This window comes from Thermodesulfobacteriota bacterium, from assembly GCA_034189135.1.
Lineage (GTDB): Bacteria > Desulfobacterota > Desulfobacteria > Desulfobacterales > JAUWMJ01 > JAUWMJ01.
In genome coordinates, this window is sequence record JAXHVO010000026.1 from 72,173 (window position 1) to 93,695 (window position 21,523).

At 44.0% G+C, this 21,523-nt stretch carries 14 protein-coding genes; 7 read left to right on the forward strand and 7 right to left on the reverse strand.

Going from position 1 to position 21,523, the window contains the following annotated elements; translation table 11 throughout:
* Positions 1-48 precede the first annotated feature (48 nt).
* From SWH54_03515 to SWH54_03530, 4 genes are all read left to right on the forward strand, one after another.
* Positions 49-2,964 carry a PAS domain S-box protein gene (locus SWH54_03515; protein ID MDY6790317.1) on the forward strand — a complete coding sequence of 972 codons (2,916 nt, stop codon included), beginning with the start codon at positions 49-51 and terminating at the stop codon, positions 2,962-2,964.
* 196 nt (positions 2,965-3,160) lie between these two features.
* Positions 3,161-5,584, forward strand: a complete 2,424-nt coding sequence (locus SWH54_03520) for a response regulator (GenBank protein MDY6790318.1) — start codon at positions 3,161-3,163, stop codon at positions 5,582-5,584.
* Positions 5,585-5,623: 39 nt separating this feature from the next.
* Positions 5,624-6,595: a substrate-binding domain-containing protein gene (locus SWH54_03525; GenBank protein MDY6790319.1), complete on the forward strand. Its 972-nt coding sequence runs from the start codon at positions 5,624-5,626 to the stop codon at positions 6,593-6,595.
* A 38-nt stretch (positions 6,596-6,633) separates the two neighbouring features.
* Positions 6,634-10,224 (forward strand): PAS domain S-box protein, encoded by a 3,591-nt coding sequence (locus SWH54_03530; GenBank protein MDY6790320.1) that lies wholly within the window; start codon positions 6,634-6,636, stop codon positions 10,222-10,224.
* 147 nt (positions 10,225-10,371) lie between these two features.
* Here SWH54_03530 and SWH54_03535 read toward each other — a convergent pair whose 3' ends face one another.
* Positions 10,372-10,872, reverse strand: coding sequence for a MauE/DoxX family redox-associated membrane protein (locus SWH54_03535; GenBank protein MDY6790321.1), 501 nt, complete (start codon positions 10,870-10,872; stop codon positions 10,372-10,374).
* Complete coding sequence (locus tag SWH54_03540; GenBank protein ID MDY6790322.1) at positions 10,862-11,362, reverse strand: rhodanese-like domain-containing protein; 501 nt, start codon at positions 11,360-11,362, stop codon at positions 10,862-10,864. Before SWH54_03540 ends, SWH54_03535 begins: the two co-directional genes overlap by 11 nt.
* 258 nt (positions 11,363-11,620) lie before the next feature.
* Here SWH54_03540 and SWH54_03545 point away from each other — a divergent pair, with 258 nt between their 5' ends.
* From SWH54_03545 to SWH54_03555, 3 genes are all read left to right on the forward strand, one after another.
* Positions 11,621-12,550 (forward strand): MBL fold metallo-hydrolase, encoded by a 930-nt coding sequence (locus SWH54_03545; protein ID MDY6790323.1) that lies wholly within the window; start codon positions 11,621-11,623, stop codon positions 12,548-12,550.
* 8 nt (positions 12,551-12,558) lie between these two features.
* Positions 12,559-13,479 (forward strand): dihydroorotate dehydrogenase, encoded by a 921-nt coding sequence (locus SWH54_03550; protein MDY6790324.1) that lies wholly within the window; start codon positions 12,559-12,561, stop codon positions 13,477-13,479.
* A 194-nt stretch (positions 13,480-13,673) separates the two neighbouring features.
* Positions 13,674-14,204 carry a YtfJ family protein gene (locus SWH54_03555; GenBank protein MDY6790325.1) on the forward strand — a complete coding sequence of 177 codons (531 nt, stop codon included), beginning with the start codon at positions 13,674-13,676 and terminating at the stop codon, positions 14,202-14,204.
* Positions 14,205-14,576: 372 nt separating this feature from the next.
* Here the strand turns inward: SWH54_03555 and SWH54_03560 are convergent, their stop codons facing one another.
* The 5 genes from SWH54_03560 to ilvB all read right to left on the reverse strand — a co-directional run bounded on the left by SWH54_03560 (position 14,577) and on the right by ilvB (position 21,343).
* Positions 14,577-16,109: a 2-isopropylmalate synthase gene (locus tag SWH54_03560; protein MDY6790326.1), complete on the reverse strand. Its 1,533-nt coding sequence runs from the start codon at positions 16,107-16,109 to the stop codon at positions 14,577-14,579.
* Between the two features lie 47 nt (positions 16,110-16,156).
* Complete coding sequence (gene cimA, locus SWH54_03565; GenBank protein MDY6790327.1) at positions 16,157-17,746, reverse strand: citramalate synthase; 1,590 nt, start codon at positions 17,744-17,746, stop codon at positions 16,157-16,159.
* 29 nt (positions 17,747-17,775) lie between these two features.
* Complete coding sequence (gene ilvC / locus SWH54_03570; protein MDY6790328.1) at positions 17,776-18,825, reverse strand: ketol-acid reductoisomerase; 1,050 nt, start codon at positions 18,823-18,825, stop codon at positions 17,776-17,778.
* Between the two features lie 328 nt (positions 18,826-19,153).
* Complete coding sequence (gene ilvN / locus SWH54_03575) at positions 19,154-19,642, reverse strand: acetolactate synthase small subunit (protein ID MDY6790329.1); 489 nt, start codon at positions 19,640-19,642, stop codon at positions 19,154-19,156.
* A 15-nt stretch (positions 19,643-19,657) separates the two neighbouring features.
* Positions 19,658-21,343: a biosynthetic-type acetolactate synthase large subunit gene (gene ilvB, locus SWH54_03580; protein ID MDY6790330.1), complete on the reverse strand. Its 1,686-nt coding sequence runs from the start codon at positions 21,341-21,343 to the stop codon at positions 19,658-19,660.
* Between the last annotated feature and the right edge of the window lie 180 nt (positions 21,344-21,523).

A 21,523-nucleotide genomic window follows, 5' to 3' on the forward strand; every position in this document is an offset into this window, starting at 1 on the left:
AATCCCATAAACGATGAGTGAATTGGCAGGTTTAAAAAGGATACGGCCATGACCCTTTTGCAAAAGAGGTGTAAAAAGAGACTATTTTGCTTCCTTTACCAACACTTTAAGAGAAGCATCTTATGCTTTATTTTATCTATCATTTTATTCTGGTTTGTTCCGTGGTCAGGGGCACAGAACCCAAATGAAATAATTTCAGTTCAGCTAACCGACCATGAGAGGAAATGGCTTTCCCAACACAGGACTATTAAGATTGCTCCCGACCCGTTTTTTCCTCCCATCGATTGGATAGATGATAAGGGCCACTACGGGGGAATTTCGGCTGACTTTATACAGATTGTGAAAAAGAAAACCGGAATTAATTTTAAAGTGATCAAGTGCAAAAACTGGGATGAGGTCCTTGAAAAAGCCAAATCCAGAGAGGTGGATGCCATTCCCGCGGCAGCGCAAACGCCGGAACGATCCAAATACCTCACCTTTTCCGAGCCCCATATCATACTACCGGGGGTAATCATAACCAGAACAAAAGTATCCGGCGATATTACACTTGAGGATCTCTCCACCATGAAAGTTTCCGTGGTCAAGGCCTATCTCTGGCAGGAGTTTTTGGAAAACGATTTTCCCACCATGAAACTCGATTTAGTCAATGACTTGCAGGAAGGCCTGAGAAAAGTGGCCTTAGGTATATCGGACGCCCTGGTGGCAACCCTTCCGGTGGCACTTTATTATATTGAAAAGGAAGGGATCACCAATCTTCGTGTCGCAGGTGAGACCGGCTATTATACCAGACTTTCCTTTGCCTCACGCAAGGACTGGCCGGAGCTCAATGTGATAGTGAAGAAGGCGTTGGATCAAATCTCACCTAGCAGGAAGGAAGAAATTTTAGGTAAGTGGATCCATTTGGAGGAAAAATCGCTATTTAAGCAGAAAGAATTCTGGCTTACAATTCTGGTGATCGTCGGTGGTTGTGGCTTAATAGTTGTTGGCATTGCGCTGTGGAACAGATCCTTAAGAAGAAGGGTTGATCAAAGAACAGGGGAATTAAAAAAAGAATTGATTCAGCGCGTACAGGCAGAGGAGGCACTGCGGGAGAGTGAAGAGAAATATCGATTGCTAATAGAAAATCAAACGGATCTTATTGTCAAGGTTGATTCCGATGGAAGGTTCGAATTTGTAAGCCCATCTTACTGTGAGATGTTTAACAAGACAGAGGAAGAGTTGATCGGCCAGAGGTTCATGCCCCTCGTTCATAAGGATGATCAGCAAAACACGGAAAAAGCAATGGAAGCTCTTTATCAACCACCCTATACCGCCTATATGGAACAGCGTGCCGCCACAAAGGATGGATGGAAATGGCTGGCGTGGGTGGATACTGCCATGCTCGATGAAAACGAAAATGTGGTGAGTATCATTGGAGTTGGAAGGGACATCAACAATAGGAAGCAGATTGAGGAGGCACTGCAGGAGAGTGAAGATAAATTCAGAACTTTTTTTAATTTATCTCCTCAGTGTATTGCCATTACAGAGGCGGATACAGGCAAGTTGGTGAATGTCAACGATATGTTTTGTGAGCTGACCCAATATCCGCGTGATGAAATTATTGGAAAAAGTACAATAGAAATAGGTTTATATTCTGTCAATGACAGAGACAGATTGATAAATGAGGTGTATAGGTCAGGGGAAAGCAGGGGATTGAAGATGGATTTTAAGACTAAGGACGGCTCCATTCTCAATACGTTGATGTTTGCCAAATTGCTTCGGGTAAAAGAGGAAAAGTTTATTTTTACAATATTTGTTGACATAACCAGACAACAAAAACTCGAAGCGCAACTTCAGCAAGCCGAAAAGATGGAGTCCATCGGTACCCTAGCAGGTGGCATCGCCCACGATTTTAACAATATTCTTTTTCCCATGTTCGGTTATCTGGAAATGATGCTGGGAGACGTTCCCCAAGACAGCCCATTGCATGAAAGCCTTGAAAAGGTTTTTAACGGAGCGAAGCGTGCCAGGGACTTGGCCAAACAGATACTCACCTTCAGCCGGCAAAAGGATCATGAGATGAAACCCTTGAAGGTGCATCTGGTTATCAAAGAGGCCCTGCATCTGGTCGAGTCATTTTTACCGAGCACAATTGAGATCAGTCAAAGCATAAAGACCGATTGCGGGCCGGTCATGGCCGATCCCACCCGGATTCATCAGATCGTCATGAACCTGTGTACCAATGCCTTCCATGCAATGGAAGATACCGGTGGAAAACTGACTATAAACCTGAAGGAAGTTGAGTTAGTCTCTAAGGACATCAAAGACCCGGCCATAACTCCGGGTCCACATATTTGCCTGACGGTGGCCGACACCGGCCCGGGTATGGCGCAAAGCACCATAGGAAGGATATTCGATCCCTATTTTACCACCAAAAAAGAAGGGAAAGGCACCGGTTTGGGACTTTCGGTAGTTCATGGGATTGTTAAAAGCCATGGCGGTCAGATTAGCGTTGTCAGCGAGCCCGGTAAGGGGAGTGAGTTTCATGTTTATCTGCCGTTAATAAAACCCGGGAGAGAAGCAGCAAAGGGCGAAACCGATACACCCGTTCAAAAAGGGGATGAACGGATTCTACTGATCGATGACCAGGGCACCATTATTCAGATGGAAAAAAAGATGCTGGAACGACTGGGGTATCATGTGGTCCCATATACCAGTAGCGTGGATGCTTTAGAAGCATTCAAGAAAAATTCCCAACGGTATGATTTGGTCATTACCGACATGACCATGCCGAAAATGACTGGTGAGCAACTGGCAGAGGAGATAAGCAAAATTCGTGCGGATATACCGGTGATTCTCTGTACCGGATTCAGCAAAATGATGTCTGAGGAAAAGGCGGAGTCTTTGGGGATAAAGGGATTCCTCATGAAACCGGTGGTGATGAAAGACCTTTCCAATATGATTCGCCGCGTGTTGGATGAGTGATTATTCAGCTGGATAGGTTGAAGGCCGAAGACTGTTAGGGAAAATCAATTTTTCAGCCATGTTTGGTACAGGAATTAAATTCCAGCAAAATTGGGCAATCGTATTCTTCTGCTCCCTTCAGCCTTCGGTCTAAACAGCTCCAGCCTGACGACGTGAGTAGTTGTGCAGGAACCTTAAAAAAGGAAAAATAGGTTTAATGAAACCAATTGAGAAGAAATCGGGTTATTTTCAAAGATTTAAGGCGTTTGCGATAAGCAGGATGGCCCCAGGTGTTGTAGTAGAGAAAGACAGCCTCACCTACTGGCGGGTGTATATCCTGTTTGCTATTATTCTGACCGGGGTGATCATCGGTATTTTTGCCTTAGTGCCGGTAGCTGTGATGTTGATCAAGGAAAAAATGTGGGCCTTGTTGGCCTTTGATTGGTTTGTGTGGCTAATGGGTATGTATCTGTTGCTTTCAAACCGTTTAAGATATGAAATTCGGGCAGCTATTGCTTTAATGCTGGTCTATGGCCTGGGATTGGTCATTATTATTAATGTGGGCCCTTTGAGCGGTGGCCCCGCCTGGCTGTTTGCCTTTGCGGTGTTGATGGGGATTCTTCTGGGAGCCAGAGCCGCCATGGCGGGCTTGGCCATCAATGCCATTACACTTACAATTTTATACTGGCTGATTAGTGCGGGTTTCTTTGGCCAGACCTTTCCATTTTTTAATACCATGATAGCAATGATCGTTGCGGGTGCAAATTTTGTGCTTCTGAACGCGATTGCCGCCATATCTGTAGCTGTACTGGTAAAAGGCCTGGCCTCCACCCACGATGCGGAAAAGTCTTTGAATCGCACTTTGAAAACAGAGCGTTTGTATTTAATGGAAGCAAAAAAAAAGCTGGAGCATGAGGTTGAAGAGCGTTTGCGTGTTGAGAATGTACTGCGGGAGAGTGAGGAGAAAGAAAAATTAAGAAATCGGATTGCCAACATTTTCCTCACTAAAACGGATGAACAAATGTACTGGGAAGTATTGACGATTGTTTTACATATAATGAAAAGCAAATTTGGCGTGTTTGGTTATATTAATCAACAGGGTGCATTGGTTTGTCCATCAATGACCAGAGACATCTGGGATCAATGTCAAATGACAGAAAAAGATATTGTCTTTCCCAGAGACACTTGGGGAAACAGTATCTGGGGGAAAGGATTAAGAACGAAAAAATCAGCATACGCCAACAAACCGTTCAAAGTTCCCCAAGGACATATTCCGATTGACCGATGTTTGACTGTACCCATCGTGTTTAAGGATAGATCAATAGGCGTGCTCACCGTTGCCAATAAAACAGAAGATTATGTTAAATCAGATAAAATCGTTCTTGAATCGGTCGCTGAATATATCGCTCCGGTATTGCATGCCATATTGGAAAGAAAACAGGCAGAAAAAGAGTTGCAGGAAAGCAATGAAAAGCTTGCCCGGTCAAAGAAGATGGAATCCCTGGGACTGATGGCAGGAGGGATCGCCCACGATTTGAATAATATTCTCTCTGGAATTGTAAGCTATCCTGATTTGCTTTTAATGGATTTACCGGCAGACAGCCCGATTAGAGAACCTGTTGAGGTCATAAAAGAGTCCGGCGAGAGAGCTGCTGATGTGGTTTCGGATTTGTTAACAGTGGCCAGAGGGGTTGCTACCGGTAAAGAGGTTATCAACTTAAATGCCTTGGTGGAAGAATACCTGAATTCTGCTGAATACCAACAGATCAATAAAACACATCCATCTGTGTATGTAGAAGCAAAGCTTGATGAGGATTTATTGAATATACACTGTTCTCCAACCCATATTAAAAAATCATTGATGAATTTGGTTGCCAACGCTTCCGAGTCTATTGAAGATGGGGGAACAATCACTATATCCACCATTAACAGGTATTTAGACGAGCCTTTAAAAGGATATGAGGATGTTCGTACCGGTGAATATGCCATGCTGACCGTATCGGACGATGGCTCGGGTATATCTTCCCAAGATCTAGAGAGAATTTTTGAGCCATTCTATACCAAAAAAATAATGGGCAGGAGCGGCACCGGTTTAGGTTTGGCCGTGGTATGGAATACAGTACAGGATTGCGATGGATATATAAATATAAGGAGCAATGAGAACGGCACGGTATTTGAACTATATTTTCCGGTAACCAGAGATGAATCTAGACTGGTTAAACAGGATATACCCTTTGAGGATTATGTCGGCCATGGAGAAAAAATTCTTGTGGTTGATGATGAGGAGAATCAAAGAGAAATCGCATCAAGATTATTGATCAAGCTGGGTTATACTACGGAAGCGGTGCTAAGTGGAGAAAAAGCGGTTGAATATTTAAAAGAGAATTCCGTGGACTTGATCGTGCTGGACATGATTATGCCGAATGGAATGAACGGACATGAGACATACCGGGAAATAATCAAAATTCATCCTGGTCAAAAGGCGATTATAGCCAGCGGGTTTGCCGAAACGGAGGACGTAAAGGCCGCCCAGAAATTGGGGGCGGGAAAATACATCAAAAAACCCTATACCATAGAAAAAATTGGACTGGCGGTAAAAGAAGAATTGGAAGCCGGCAGTCGTTTACGGTCTGAAACTTGAGATTAGAAAGGAGAAATTCGAGAAAAAGGGAGGTTATTCATGAAATTCCCCAGATTAAATAATTTTCCATTCTTGCTGACAGCAGTTTTTGCACTTACTGTCTTTATCTCAACCTATTCTCACGGAGAGAGTGAAAAAAAACATAGGTTTACCATAGGCTTTGCTGCAATGAATGTGGAGATGACATGGATGAAGTTTGCCTACTATGCCATACGTAAAAAGGCTGCCGAGTTGGGTGTAGATTTGATTACCTATGATGCGGGGAATAATGTGGCCAAACAGGCTATTAATATCGAGAATTTAGTCAAAAGAGGCGTGGATGCGATCATTACGGATCCCGTAAATGTAAAAGGGTTGATTCCGACACTTGAGTTTGCCTCTGGAAAAAAAATCCCCGTAGTGGCCTTTGACCGCTCTGCAACTGGAGCACCGTACCTTTTCTTTGTAGGTTCAGATGATGTAGAGGCAGGCCGCCTTGCATGCCGGTTCCTTGCAGACAGGCTGAAAGGTGTTGGCGATATCATCGTTTTGGAAGGAGCTGTCGGCTCTTCACCTGCAATCAATCGTTCAAAGGGCTTTTATGATGAAATTAAAAAATACCCTTCCATGAAGGTCGTGTTCAACAAGAGCGGTGGGTTTTTTCATGATGAGGGTTATTGGGTTATGGAAGAGGCTCTGGCTACGGTTGCTGGTTTCAACGCAGTGTATTCGCAGAATGACGATATGCTATTGGGAGCCATAGAGGCAATGGAAAACGCAGGTATACCTCCTAAAAAGATATTAACCATTGGGACTGATGCCATTCCGAAGGCGTTGATAGCCATACGTGAAGGCCGATTGGATGCGACCATCCAATACCCCATCAGCCAGGTAGAGATCGCATTGGAGAGGCTCGTTCACTACTTGAAAACCGGCAATCTCCCGGAATGGAAAGAGCATCTGGTGAAGCCTTGGGTCATTACAAGTGAGAATATATCTACCGGTGATTTTTATTCATCTATTGAGGATTAAACTCCTGGTAACCATCAGGGAAGTATTCGGGTGCAATTATGTTTAAGAAAAATTACATGCTGTTTTTGGGGGGTGTACTCATATTTTTCGGTTTTTGCCTAGGTATTTTGAGCGTTACGTTCAACTACGTAAAATTAAACCGGGAAGCCGCTGTGGGCGAATTTGAAGAGCAGGTGAAAGCCGGTGCGAAACAGCTTCAATTTTACTCTGAATCCTTACGTTCCGATCTTCTCAGGATTGAAAAATATCTGTCCAACAGCGACATGAAGGTGAGCAGAGAGCTCTATGGTTACCTGGATTTTGTATTGGGCCATCACCCAAATGCCATTGCTGAAATTTTGATTTTGGATGTCAATGGAAAGGGTGTTGCCGGAACAAACCCGGTATCAGTGAAATCAAGTTTTCACGAATCCAAATATTTTATAAAAACGCAGCACCGGCCAAATAGAGTCTATTTTTCAGAGGCAATTATTGCAGGGGATTTATCCAGACTCTCTGAAGTCGGCACTAATGGTTTCATGGATCCCCTGGATTTGGGATTTGTGCTTTACTCAGGCGTTTATTCAAGAGGAGTATTTAAAGGAGCTGTTTTGTTTATCGTCAGGGCGGAACCGTTTTTCAAACGATACTCGGAGGCACTTACTAAACTTACCTCGGGATATGGATTTATATTACAGGAAGATGGCCGCATTCTGTTTCATCGTGATGTTGAACTTCGTGGTAAATTTATTTCGGATTTGCCCGAATCTTCCGATTTATCAAACGATTTACTGAAAAAAAATGAAGGAAAGATTTCAGGGTATGGTTTGACCGGACAGCATATGAATATTATTTCTGAAGTATTTCTTCAGAACCGAAAATGGATTTTAGGTGTTTCAACCAATACATCAAAGCTGGCTCAAAAAACCCTAATCACCCTTTACACCCTCAGCGGTATCTTGCTGCTTCTCGGTATTATTGTATTCGGGCTTGTATTTTCTTTGATCCGTCTGGGTAAGGCCAAAGAAAGGCTGAGCGCCGGTGAAAAGCGGCTTTCTTTGATTCTTAAGCAGGTCGGTGCTGTCCTGTGGACCACAGATACCGATCTTCGCTTTACCTCATCACATGGCAGTGGGCTTGCAGTATTAAAGCTCAAGCCCGGGCAAGTCACAGGGCAAACGCTTTACCAATACTTCCAGACCGACGACCCGATGTTTCTACCCATTGCATCTCACCTCTGCGCCCTCGACGGTGAATCGGTAAACTATGAGCAAACCTGGGGTGGCATAACCTTTCAAACACACGTTGAACCGCTCCGAGACACGGAAGGAAATATCTCAGGCTTAATCGGGGTTTCGCTGGAAATTACCGAGCGCAAGCGGATGGAGATGGCATTGAAGGCGAGCGAGGAGAAGTATCGCAGCCTGGTGGAAACCATTACCGATCTTGTTTTCATCATCGATCCGGATGGAAGGTTTACCTATCTTAACCCTGAATTTGAAAAAGTGACCGGCTTTGTCGTCGTAGACTACATTGGGCGTTCTTTTACTGAAATTCTTGTCCCTGAATATATTGAACCGACGGTTGACCGATTTAAACGCGGGCTTTCCGGCGAGGTCATTCCCATTTATGAGGTAGAGATTAAACATAAGGATGGAAAGACGGTCCCGGTGGAATTAAAGGTGGCATCACTCCTGGATGATGATGGTCATGCCATGGGCAGAATCGGTGTAGCCCGTGACATTTCTAAACGCAAGCAGAACGAAGAAGCGCTGCGGGAAAGCGAGGAGCGAATTAAGGCGATCCTTAAAGCTTCTCCAGTGGGGATCGGTTTGGTTATCAACCGCACAATGGACTGGGCGAACGAGACCATGTACCGCATGGTCGGCTATAAATCAGGCTCACTTTTGGGAAAAAGCGCCAGAATTTTCTACCCGGACGATGAAGAGTTTCATCGGGTAGGCCGAGAGCTTTACGCCGGCATTGAGGAATCAGGCAATGCCCAGGTAGAAACAAAATGGGTGCGAAAGGATGGATCGGTTTTTGATTGTATCCTTCGGTTGAGCGCCCTTGACCCATCCGACCCTGCCAAGGGCCAAATCGTAGCATTAACCGATGTTTCTGAACTTAAACGTGCCCATGAAGAAATGAGAAAAAGTGAAGCGGAAAAAAAGGCGATACTGGACGGCATCACCACCAGCATCAGATTCGTTAATACAAACCTGGAAATACTATGGGCAAACAAGGCTGCCGCTGATTCGGTTAGTAAATCTCCCCAAGAAATGGTGACGCATAAATGCTATAGTTTTTGGGGGGATGGCTCGAAAAGGCACTGTGAAAGTTGCCCGGTAGTGAAAACCTTCAAAACAAAAAAGACAGAACATGTCATCCAACATACTTCGGATAAGAAAATGTTCGATCTAAAAGCTGAGCCGGTTTTTGACATTAATGGAAACTTGATCGGTGTTATTGAAATTGCCCATGATATTACTGACAAGTACCGGCTTGAAGACCAGCTTCAACAGGCTCAGAGGATGGAATCCATCGGCACCCTAGCCGGGGGGATCGCTCATGATTTTAATAACATTCTTTTTCCCATATTCGGCTATCTGGAGATGCTGCTGGCAGACATTCCGCAAGACGACCGGTTCCACGGCTACCTTGTGGAGGTTTTTAACGGTGCCAAACGGGCACGGGATTTGATTAAACAGATCCTGGCGTTCAGCCGCCAATCGGATCACGAGCGTAAACCTATAGAAATTCAGCGCATAATCAAAGAAGCCTTGAAGCTGCTCAAGTCTTCATTGCCGAGCACCATTAAGATCAGGCGAAATATAAAAAGCGATTGCGGGCTGGTGATGGCGGATCCGACTCAGGTTCACCAGGTTGTCATGAACCTGTGCACCAATGCCTTTCATGCCATGGAGGGAACCGGCGGGAAACTGTCAATATCCTTAAAGGAAGTCTGGTTGGAGACCGAAGACTTAAAAGACCCGGCCATGATTCCGGGGGAATATGTCTGCCTGACTGTGGCAGACAACGGCCCGGGGATGGAACAGAGCATAGTCAACCGAATATTTGATCCCTATTTTACCACCAAGAAAGAAGGCAAGGGAACGGGTTTGGGCCTTGCCGTGGTTCATGGGATTGTTAAAAGTCATAACGGACATATTGATGTTAACAGCAAGCCTGGTGAGGGAGCACTATTTCATGTTTATCTACCTTCAATAAAAACCGAGGAGGTAAGTCAGAAAGAGGAAACCGATATACCCGTTCAAAAAGGGAATGAGCGAATTCTACTGATTGATGACCAGGATATGATTGTTCAGATGGAAATGCAAATGCTTGAGCGGTTGGGGTATCATGTGACAACTCGTACCAGCAGCACTGATGCCTTGGAGGCATTCAGGGCCAACCCCCAGGTGTTTGATCTGGTCATTACCGATTTGACCATGCCGAATATGACCGGAGATAAACTGGCAGGTGAGTTGATAAAAATTCGACCTGAAATTCCGATTATTCTGTGCACCGGATTCAGCGAAATGATGTCCAAAGAAAAAGCGGAGTCTATAGGGATAAAGGGATTTCTGATGAAACCGGTGGTGATGAAAGATCTTTCCCATGTCATTCGTCAAGCACTGGATAAGTAGCGGCTCAGGTATAAACAGCTTCAGCCTGGATATATGGGCAGCTTAAAAAAATTAATCAGCGAACGTCGAATTAAGGAAGAAAGTGCTGATGAAATCTTCAGAAAAGAAACCACGGGACCCTTGAAATTCTTATACCCTCTTTTCCATCTAAATTCTACAAGGACCAATATTTTTTAACAGACCGCCACTTTGTAAAATACACCATTTTCTGGGTAAATTAAAAAAGAGCGACTGCAAACCTAAAATAAAATATATGAGGTCCCGTACAAATAAGCCCAAAACCGAATATCCATATCCCCGTTCACCAAATGAAAAACAGCCGCAGTCGAAGTTATAACCCCGTATCAAATTGATAAGCAAAGCCACCATAAAAACCGACAGCATTGTCTGTAAAATAAGCATGGCGGATCGAGGGTATATTCCCAGTATCAGGGCAATACCGGATGAAAGTTCCAGGTAGGGTAAAATAATGGCGGTCAGATTTATGATACATTCAGGGAAAAGATAATACCCGTAAATGATTTTTGCAAAATGGGCAGGCGCAACGATTTTGTGATAGCTGGCATATATAAATGTAATACCAATCAGCCATCGAATAAGTAATTCCATCCAGTGGCTGTAAAATAGTATTTTTAGGTTATGGTTCAACCGGATAGCCTCTTTTTTTCCATTCTTGGTAGCCATCTATAAAAACGTTTACATTTTCATATCCCTCTTCCATAAGATATTGAGCCAGTTCATGGCTGTCATTGCACTCTCTTCCGGAACAGTAGACAATGACGGGTGTAGTAGAGGGGTATTTTGTTTTAAAGTGATCGATAAACTCAAAAAACTGATTTGCCGGAATCGATACCGCATTTTTAATATGACCATTAATAAACACTTCAAAACTTCGGGCATCGACAAAAACAGCTTTTCCCGCGTCATAAATTTTTTTGGCTGTATTTGCATCGTTTATTTGCAAAAAATCGCCGGAAACAGGATCGTTTTTTGGTTTTGCAGTAATCACTCCCTGAGATGTATCCCACTGCCCAAACAGAGCGATGCCGTTGGGGGAAAAATAATTAACGGTAAATGCAGCAATAACCGTAACACTTAGAATGATGATAAGTTCTTTGGCAATGTCTTTATATGGCATAGCAATACATTCTCAATTAGGCGGAGTTGACGGTTCAATAAATACATTGCCTTATCCATCATTGCTAATAAATTGTCAATATGACATGCATTTTAATATTCACAAGATGACCATACTTTGATATGAATGGTTAAAAATATGGAGAGTGTTCGCAAAGCGTTGAAATCGGAAATTTTATCTTCAACCCGTAAATCCGTTTCATCTCTCCCGAATTTCTAATTTTTATTTCAAGTTTAAAGTCGTTAACGGTTGCACCAAATGATTATTAATAAAACAGGTCCAATCATTGAAAATTTTTACTCTATCGGACATGCGGCCATACCGGTTTATGTTATGGACGGGGTTCATCCCCTCATTTTTGACGCAGGATTTACTTTTTTAGGTGAAATATATGCGGGAGAGATTAAAAAAATTCTTGGCAATAGACAACCCGAGTATCTTTTTTTAACCCATGCCCATTTTGACCATTGTGGATCTGTATCCATCCTTAAAAAGCATTTTCCGTTAATGAAAGTCATTGCATCCCAAAAAGCAAAAGAGATCCTTGGCCGTCCCCATGCAATCAAATTAATAAGAACATTGAATCAGGCTTCAAAGGAAATGGCCGGGGAGATGGAAATAGACTTTGCTTCATCTGTGATGTTTCAGCCGTTTGAGATAGACCAAACCGTTAAGGATGGTGATATTGTTGAAATTTCAAACGGGTTGAATATTCGGGTGATAGAGACGCCAGGTCATACTTCAGACTGTCTGAGTTATTATATACGGGAAAAAAGGATCTTAATGTCATCTGAAGCCGCAGGACAGCCGGATCGAACCGGATATATCGTTTCAGATTGTCTTCTTGATTATGATCAGTATTTCAACTCGTTAAAAGGGCTTGCTTCAATAGATATTGAAATATTATGCCCCGGCCACCTTTTTGTATATACCGGTGATGATGCTAAAAAATATCTGAAAGAGTCAATGCAGGAGTGTGAACGGTTTCGACAACGGGTAGAGCTTTGCCTGGTTGAAGAGGGCGGAGATCTTGATAGGGTAAAGATGCGGATTAAAGAAATCGAATACGACAATAACGACGGACCCAAGCAGCCGGAGCCCGCCTATTTGCTTAATCTGGAGGCCCGAATCAAAGCGGTGGCGAAAAAAATGAATAAAACTTGCAACAGGGAAGGGTCTGTTTTATAAGTTACACGATGGCAACAAAACCTGATTTAACCACAGACATTGGAGGGATAGAGCTTAAAAATCCTGTAATGACGGCATCCGGTACATTCGGCTATGCCGCGGAGTTTGAGGCGCTGGTTGATTTAAACCGGCTGGGTGGTATTATTGTGAAGGGGTTGTCACTTGAACCTTCGATGGGAAACAAGCCACCCAGAATTGTGGAAACCGCCTGTGGGATGCTAAATGCCATCGGTCTTGAAAATGTGGGGATTGAAGCATTTGTAAAGGAAAAGCTACCCTATTTAAAAAAGCTCACCACACCGGTTTTTACCAATATTTACGGAGAAAATATCGGCGACTATGCACGCCTTGCCGCACGCATAGATGAGCTATATGAAATTGCCGGTATTGAGGTCAATATTTCGTGTCCCAATGTAAAGGCCGGGGGAATCGCTTTTGGAGTGGTTCCGGAAACTGCGGCAGAGGTGGTCGGTGCTGTCAGAAAAAATACTTCCAAGCCACTTATCGTCAAACTGTCTCCCAATGTGACGGACATAACCCAAATAGCCAAAGCCGTTGAAGGTGCCGGCGCAGATTCTCTGTCACTGGTAAACACAATTACCGGTATGTCCATTGACATTGAGACCCGAAGGTCAAAACTTGCAAATATTACCGGGGGACTTTCCGGTCCGGCAATCAAGCCTGTTGCATTGCGCATGGTATGGCAGGTGGTTCAGGGTGTAAAAATTCCTGTGATTGGAGTGGGTGGTATCGCATGTGCTGAAGATGCACTTGAATTTTTGATTGCTGGCGCTGTCGCTGTACAAGTCGGCACAGCAAATTTTGTAAATCCACATGCGACCGTTGATATAATAGAAGGCATAGAAGGGTTTCTCATAGAAAGAAAAATTAAATCTATAAAAGATATTATCGGGACTATAGAGACCTGATCGATTTACCATGGAAACTAAGTGAAAAGCTGGGAGGCAGGAGGCTATGAGGTTGGGAAGTGATTAACCGGTCAGGCCGGTCATCCTGGCTTGACAGGTTTCCCACATATGTATTTTTACTGACTGGTGGGTGTTAATTTTTAAGTTCCGGCTTGTTCCAATGAATTTGGGACATTTTCGGGTAAGGGGGATGAATGAAAAAGATGGTTTTACTATGGGTGGCTTCTATGTTTTTGCTGGGGACACCTGTATTCGCAGGTGAACTTGAAGTGGGACAGAAGGCGTCTGACTGGTCGTTTAAAGACAGTGATAAAAAAGATTTCACCATGGAGTCATGGGCCGGAAAGGTTCTTATGATAAACTATGTTGATCCGGATGAGTCGGATTTGAATGAGCCTTTCACTGATGCCATGAAAAAGGCAAAAGACGATGGGCGTTTGACCGATGCAGGTTATAAAGGGATGGGGATTGCAGATTGCGCGGCCACCTGGAAGCCTGATTTTGCCATCCGGCTCATTGCCGGGAAAAAGGCGAAAAAGTATAAAACAGTTATCCTTTTCGACTACGATGCTGTCTTACGCGAAGCCTGGGGACTTAAAAAAGATACTTCCAATATAATCATCCTTGACAAAAACAGGGTGTGTCGGGCACTTGTGCGCGGAAAAGTTCCTGATGATCAGGTGGAAAAGCTGATTCAGCTATGTGTTGATTTGCAAAGCAAGTAAAGAGACTTCGAGCTAAAGAATACTTTTAGCCGATTTTAAAAACCACGTCCTTCAGCGCTTAAGGGGATTTTTAATGAACGCAGTCTATGATAATCGACTTTACCTGGGCAAAATTTAAAGTGAGCCTGAAGAGCAAAAAGTCTCTTTTATAGTGGTTGTTAAAAAAAAACGTTCCGTTATCGAAACGTTTTTTTTACAACCGCTTATACCGCAATTCCATATTTCGGAACATATTTATGGCAAGCGGTATAAACATCGAACGTTGAACATCGAATGATGAAATCGATTCGTTCCATCGGTTTTTAAATGGGTATAATACCTTATTCAAAATTCGACGTTGGGTGTTCGATGTTGAATGTTTGTTTATTTGCTTCAAATCGCTACCACCACCGGGTTGGCTTTAAGATATTCCAGCCTGTTCAGTCCGTTGACGTAAGCCTTGGCGCTGGCGGTGATAATGTCCGGGTCTGCCCCCTTACCGAGTGCGACCAGACCATTTTCTCTCAGACGTACCGTCACTTCGCCTTGAGCATCCGTTCCACCGGTCAGGGCACTTACGGAAAATCGTAAAAGTTCTGATTCCGTGCCTGTAAGTTTGGCAATCGCATTAAAAGCACTGTCAATAGGGCCGTTTCCGTAATCGGCACCCTTAACCGACCTTCCGCTTATGTTGAGCTTTACACTGGCCATGGGAAGAACGGTTGTTCCACTGGTCACATGGAGGTATTCAAGACGGAAGATATCTTTGGTACGCAAGATTCCTTCCGTTACAATCACTTCCAGGTCTTCATCCACCACATGCTTCTTCTTGTCAGCCAGCTCTTTAAATTTCTTAAAAACCAGTTTTAATTCCTCATCGGAAAGGTCATACCCCAACTCTTTTAAACGAGAGCGTAAGGCATGTCTTCCGGAATGTTTTCCCAGCACAAGCGTATTTGTGTTTAGCCCGATTGTTTCCGGCCTCATAATTTCGTATGTCATGGGATTTTTTAGCACCCCGTCCTGGTGAATTCCGGATTCGTGCGCAAAAGCGTTTGCGCCTACAATCGCTTTATTCGGTTGAACAATGATCCCGGTAATCATACTGACAAGCCTGCTGGTGGGATAGATCAGGTTTGTTTGAATTCCTGTTGATAGGGGGAGGAAATTTGGCCTGGTGTGAAGCGCCATGATCACTTCTTCCAGAGAGGTGTTCCCCGCCCTTTCTCCTATTCCGTTTATGGTTACCTCAGCCTGTCTTGCACCGGCGTTAACTGCGGCCAGAGTATTTGCGGTGGCAAGGCCAAGATCGTTATGGCAATGAATACTCAATATCGCTTGGTGGATATTGGGAGTGTGGGTCATGACGTATTTTACCAGTTCTGAAAATTCTTCAGGGATTGCATATCCCACTGTATCCGGCAGGTTGACTGTTGTTGCCCCGGCTGCTATTGCCGCTTCGAAAACCTTGCACAGAAAATCCCGGTCGCTCCGGGACCCGTCTTCGGCGGAAAATTCCACGTTATCGGTAAGCGACCGGGCATATTTGACCGATTCCACTGCAGTCTTTACTAGCTCATCCCGTGTCATTTTAAGCTTGTAGTCCATATGGATGTCGGAAGTGGCGATAAAGGTGTGTATTCTTGGTTTTGCTGCATGGTTAATAGCTTCCCAGGCACAGTCGATATCTTCTTTTGATGTCCGTGCAAGGGCGGTAACCTCGGTCTTTTCAAGTTTTTGCGCTATCTGTGAAACCGCATCAAGATCTCCCTGTGAGGCCGCCGGAAAACCGGCTTCAAGAATATCCACCCCAAGTTTTTCCAATTGAACTGCAAGTCGCAATTTTTCAGCCGTATTCATGCTTGCACCCGGAGACTGTTCGCCGTCTCTTAAAGTGGTGTCAAAAATGTATACTCGATCTTTCATGGTTTTTCTCCTTTTTTAAATAAATTATTCTATAGTTTATAAGCCCCTTATTTTGACAATTTATATTGAAAACTATCTGCCAGGGCCTGCCAGCTTGCTTCTATGACATCAGAGGAGACGCCTATGGTACTCCAGATGTCATCCTGATCGCGCGACTCTATAAAAACGCGTACCTTTGCGGCGGTTCCGTCACGTCCGTCAATCACTCTTACTTTGAAATCGACCAGGCGCATGGCATCAATATCCGGAAAAAATTTATCGAGAGCCTTTCGCAAGGCATTGTCCAACGCGCTGACAGGGCCGTTGCCTTCTGCAGCCGTTATCTCTTGAAATCCATCCACAGCTATCTTAATGGTTGCATAGGATGAACAGGGTCGATTTTTATCCTTTTCAATCGTTACCCTGAACGATTCCAGTTCAAACAGTGGTTTAAACTGTTCAGTAAACTTTTCCACCAGAATTTTAAAAGAACCGTCGGCCACATCAAACTGGTACCCCTCCTGTTCCATATTTTTTATTTTAGATACGATTTTATTGCTGTCATGCCCGTTTCCACCCAGCTTAATTCCAAGCTCTTTGGCTTTGTATTCCACGTTGCTTCTGCCTGAAAGATCGGAGATAAGCACCCGTCTCATGTTTCCCACAAGCTGAGGATCTATATGTTCATATGCCTTGGGCACTTTCGTAATCGCACTTACATGAATACCCCCCTTATGGGCAAAAGCGCTTTTACCGACAAATGGCCGGCTGTTTAAAGGAATCATATTGGCGGTTTCACTGACAAACCTGGAGAGTTTTCTTATTTTTTCAAGATTTTCCATGGAAACACAAGGCAGATTCATTTTTAAACTGAGAATGGGAATGATTGAGGTGAGGTCGGCATTTCCGCATCTTTCTCCATAACCATTGATGGTGCCCTGTACCATTACAGCTCCGGCCTTTATTGCAGTGATGGAATTTGCCACAGCCAGCCCGCTGTCGTTATGGGTATGAATTCCGATTTTAACCGGAAAAGCACTTGCTGTGCCGGCGTATTTTTCATTTAGAGAATTTTTTACATGGTTAGTCACAGATTCAATATCAAAGGGGAGGGTGCCGCCATTGGTATCACAGAGCACAATGACATCCGCACCGGAGTCAATAGCGGAAAACAGGGTTCGCATGGCATAATCCTTATCATCCTTGAACCCGTCGAAGAAGTGCTCTGCGTCGTAAATGACTTCTTTATTATTTGCTTTGAGGTACTCAACGGAATCACCTATCATTGCAAGATTTTCTTCCAGGGAGTTGTCCATGATCTTTTTAACATGAAGTCCCCAGCTTTTTCCGAATATGGTAACAGCAGGCGTGCTGCTTTCAAGGAGTGCAGCGATATTATGATCTTTTTTCACATCAATGCCTGGTTTGCGCGTTGAACCAAACGCAGTTAGTCTGGCATTTTTAAATACGGTGTCTTTGGCAAGGTCAAAAAACTTCTTGTCCCTTGGGTTGGAATCCGGCCAGCCGCCCTCGATATAATGCATCCCTGCATCATCAAGTCTTTTTGCAACCTTGATTTTCTCTTCAGCAGTGAAACTGACATTTTCACCTTGGGTTCCGTCTCTTAGGGTGGTATCATATAGCATGATAGGGTCCATCACTTTTTCTCCCTTGAATAAATGAATCCTTACTTTCTGTTTTCAGGTCTTAAAGAACGTACCGTCGCACCTGTTTTCCACATTTCTGAATTCTTTATTTCATCCAGTTCTTTTTGCAACTTTTCTCTGTAATCAGGCGCACTGTTTGCTTCAAGAACCCGTTTGGTCTCTTTCCCTGATACAACATTTTGATACAGCATATCAAAGACCGGAGCCACGGCATCCCTGAATTTTGGCGCCCAGTCAAGGGCGCCCCTTTGCGCGGTGGTGCTGCAGTTTGCAAACATCCAGTCCATGCCGTTTTGCGCCACGAGTCTGATAAGACTCTGAGTCAGTTCTTCAACTGTTTCGTTAAAGGCCTCACTGGGACTGTGACCGTTTTTTCGTAAAACCTTATACTGGGCTTCCATAACTCCTGCCAGGCAGCCCATCAGAACACCACGCTCGCCGGTAAGGTCGCTGTATACTTCATTTTCAAAAGTCGTGGAGAAAAGATAACCGGAACCGATAGCAATTCCCAGGGCAATTGTTCTTTGTTTAGCTTTCCCTGTAAAGTCCTGATGCACCGCAAAACTGGAATTGATTCCACTGCCGTCTAAAAAGTTTGTGCGCACCGTTCGTCCGGAACCTTTGGGCGCAACCAGTATCACGTCAATATTTTCCGGAGGGATCACATTCGTCTGATCTTTATATACAATGGAAAAACCATGGGAAAAGTAAAGGGCATCTCCTTCATTGAGACATTTTTTAATCTCCGGCCATGTTGCAACCTGGCCTGCATCTGAAAGGAGAAATTGAATAACCGTTCCTTTTTGCGCTGCTTCTACAAGTGGATAAAGTGTTTTGCCGGGAATGAATCCATCTGCGACGGCCCTGTCCCATGAATCGCTTCCTTCTCTTTGACCGACAATGACGTTGACACCGTTGTCTTTCATATTTAAAGCCTGTCCCGGTCCCTGAACACCGTAACCGAGCACCGCAACAGTTTCATCCTTTAAAAGTTGCTTTGCTTGCCGAATAGAAAATTCATCAGCTGTAACCACCTCTTCCAAAACACCGGCGAAATTAATTTGTGTCATGTTAGGCCCCTTTTTGTTTATTGATTAGTAAATTGGTGTATTTATCCTTTGAAAACTAATTTAATCGTTCTCAGTTCTCAGTTGTCAGTTCACAGTTCACATTTCACAGTTTTTTTAAAGAGTCAGGCAATGACTGAAGCATTTTTCATATCGATTTCAATGCTCGAATGAGCTGTTTTAAATCTAAGTCATCAAAACAGGATTCCATAATTGGCTTACGTTTTTTGTCTTTTTCAACCGGGCATCGTATAACCGGCACCCGTAAACCAATACAAAATTCTTTGTGCCTTTTTGGCCCATGTGTTTTTAATCACTTTTCGTTCGGATACTAACTGGGTTCACGAAACAGTGCCATGATTCCTGTTCTTGCGATTTTTTTAATTCCCATGGGCTTTAAAAGGTTCAATATTGCCTGCATTTTGCCTTCATCACCGGTCACCTCAATGGTGTAATGATTAAGTCCCACGTCGATGACCTTGCATCGGAAAATATCAACAATTCTTAATAATTCAGCGCGGTGTTCTGATTTGGCTCTAACACATATGAGAGCCATTTCACGTTTAACAGCATTGGGACCTGTAAGATCTCGTATTTTAATCACATTCACCAGCTTGTTCAGCTGCTTTTCGATCTGCTCAATCACCGGCCGGTTTGCCTTGGTGACAATGGTAATGCGGGAAATATCGGGATCAGTGGTTTCGGCCACGCACAGGCTTTCGATATTAAACCCTTTTCCACTGAAAAGGCCAACAACCCTTGACAATACTCCCGGCTGGTTGTCCACCAGCATGGAAAATATGTGTTTTTCTTCTGTCATTATATCCTTTTCCTCCTATACCAGCAGCATCTCTGTGATGGGAGCACCGGCCGGCACCATGGGGTACACGCTTTCTTCTTTTTCAACCATAAAATCCATGATGACTGTTTCGGAAGAAGAGAGGCCTTTGGCAAGAATAGGTTCTACTTCGTCAGGTTGGGTTGCTCTCAATCCGAGGGCACCATAAGCGTGTGCCAGCTTTACGAAGTCGGGTGTGTGCTCCATCCGTGTTGAGGCATATCTCTTTTCATAAAAAAGTTCTTGCCATTGTCTTACCATTCCGAGGTAGCCGTTATTTAATATAACGATTTTAATCGGCAGAGAGTATTGGACGGCAGTTGCCATTTCCTGAATGTTCATTTGAATGCTTCCATCACCTGCAATATCCACCACCAGCTTATCCGGGCAGGCGATTTGTGCTCCGATTGCTGCGGGAAGTCCGAAACCCATACAGCCCAGACCCCCGGATGTGATGAAATGGCCGGGTTGATCAAAATGATAATACTGGGCTGCCCACATTTGGTTCTGTCCCACTTCGGTGGTTATGATGGCTTGGCCTTTGGTCAGTTTATATAGTTTTTCAATGACGTATTGCGGTTTTATAATATCTTTCTGCTTATACGCCAGGGGTTTGGTGTTTTTCCATTGATTGATTCGTGCAAACCATTTTGTTCTTTGGTTACTGATATTACTCAAATCAACATTATCAATGAGTTGATTGAGGTGACCAAGGCTTATTTTGCAGTCGCCGACAATCGGGATGAAGACCGGGATGTTTTTGCGTATTGATGTGGGGTCGATATCAATATGCACTATTTTAGCTTGGGCGGCAAAAGCGTCCGTTTTTCCGGTCACCCGGTCATCAAACCTGACACCGATGGAAATAAGAAGGTCACAGTCTCCCGTGCACATGTTCGCCCTGTAAGTCCCATGCATGCCGATCATGCCGAGCCATAAAGGATCAGTCGCAGGAAAGGCGCCCAGACCCATAAGGGAAGTTGTGACAGGAATTTGAGTTTTCCGGGCAAATTCCGTGAGTTCATTGGAAGCTTTTGAAAGGATAACACCCCCTCCGGCAAAGATAAGCGGTCTTTTTGCTTTTTTTATAAGCGATACTGTTTTCTTAAGCTGCTTGATATTGGGGTCATATGTTGGATTATAGGATTTAAGATTTACTTGCGTTGTCCCATTATAATCTGTACGCTGATTGGTAAGATTTTTAGGGATATCAATCAGGACAGGTCCGGGACGGCCGGAACGGGCAATATAAAATGCTTCTTTAATGATCTTGGAAAGATCCTCTGTTTTGCTGACTAAATAGCTATGCTTGGTACAGGGCCTGGTTATTCCCACAATGTCCACCTCTTGAAAAGCATCATTTCCAATCAGATGGGTGGGGACCTGCCCGCTGATTACAACCATGGGGATGGAATCCATATAGGCGGATGCAATGCCGGTTACAGTATTTGTGGCACCGGGGCCGGAAGTCACCAGACAAACGCCTACTTTTCCACTGGCTCTGGCATATCCATCTGCGGCATGTACAGCGCCCTGCTCATGGCGGACCAATATATGGCGTATATCCGTCCTTTCAAGTTCATTGTATATGTCTATAACCGCACCACCGGGGAAACCGAAGATTCTGTCAACCCCTTCTTCTTTTAATACTTCCATCATAATCTGTGCGCCGGTTAATTTCATAGCATAGTCCTTTTTTACTTTTACCACGGATTTTCACGGAATCACCACAGAGACTAATAATCAATCTTCAAGCCGTGAACGACTGCTTTTATTAAGCAAAAAAAAACCGTTATCAGTATTGGGCTGATAACGGTTTTGAATTTTTTATATATTATAAATTAAGTCATTATCAACCCGGAT

Bases quoted from the DNA above. Each gene is read 5' to 3' on its own strand.
- SWH54_03515 (MDY6790317.1), top strand. From the start codon at position 49: ATGACCCTTTTGCAAAAGAGGTGTAAAAAGAGACTATTTTGCTTCCTT.
- SWH54_03520 (MDY6790318.1), top strand. From the start codon at position 3,161: ATGAAACCAATTGAGAAGAAATCGGGTTATTTTCAAAGATTTAAGGCG.
- SWH54_03525 (MDY6790319.1), top strand. From the start codon at position 5,624: ATGAAATTCCCCAGATTAAATAATTTTCCATTCTTGCTGACAGCAGTT.
- SWH54_03530 (MDY6790320.1), top strand. From the start codon at position 6,634: ATGTTTAAGAAAAATTACATGCTGTTTTTGGGGGGTGTACTCATATTT.
- SWH54_03540 (MDY6790322.1), bottom strand. From the start codon at position 11,362: ATGCCATATAAAGACATTGCCAAAGAACTTATCATCATTCTAAGTGTT.
- SWH54_03545 (MDY6790323.1), top strand. From the start codon at position 11,621: ATGATTATTAATAAAACAGGTCCAATCATTGAAAATTTTTACTCTATC.
- SWH54_03550 (MDY6790324.1), top strand. From the start codon at position 12,559: ATGGCAACAAAACCTGATTTAACCACAGACATTGGAGGGATAGAGCTT.
- SWH54_03555 (MDY6790325.1), top strand. From the start codon at position 13,674: ATGAAAAAGATGGTTTTACTATGGGTGGCTTCTATGTTTTTGCTGGGG.
- SWH54_03560 (MDY6790326.1), bottom strand. From the start codon at position 16,109: ATGAAAGATCGAGTATACATTTTTGACACCACTTTAAGAGACGGCGAA.
- cimA (MDY6790327.1), bottom strand. From the start codon at position 17,746: ATGGACCCTATCATGCTATATGATACCACCCTAAGAGACGGAACCCAA.
- ilvC (MDY6790328.1), bottom strand. From the start codon at position 18,825: ATGACACAAATTAATTTCGCCGGTGTTTTGGAAGAGGTGGTTACAGCT.
- ilvN (MDY6790329.1), bottom strand. From the start codon at position 19,642: ATGACAGAAGAAAAACACATATTTTCCATGCTGGTGGACAACCAGCCG.
- ilvB (MDY6790330.1), bottom strand. From the start codon at position 21,343: ATGAAATTAACCGGCGCACAGATTATGATGGAAGTATTAAAAGAAGAA.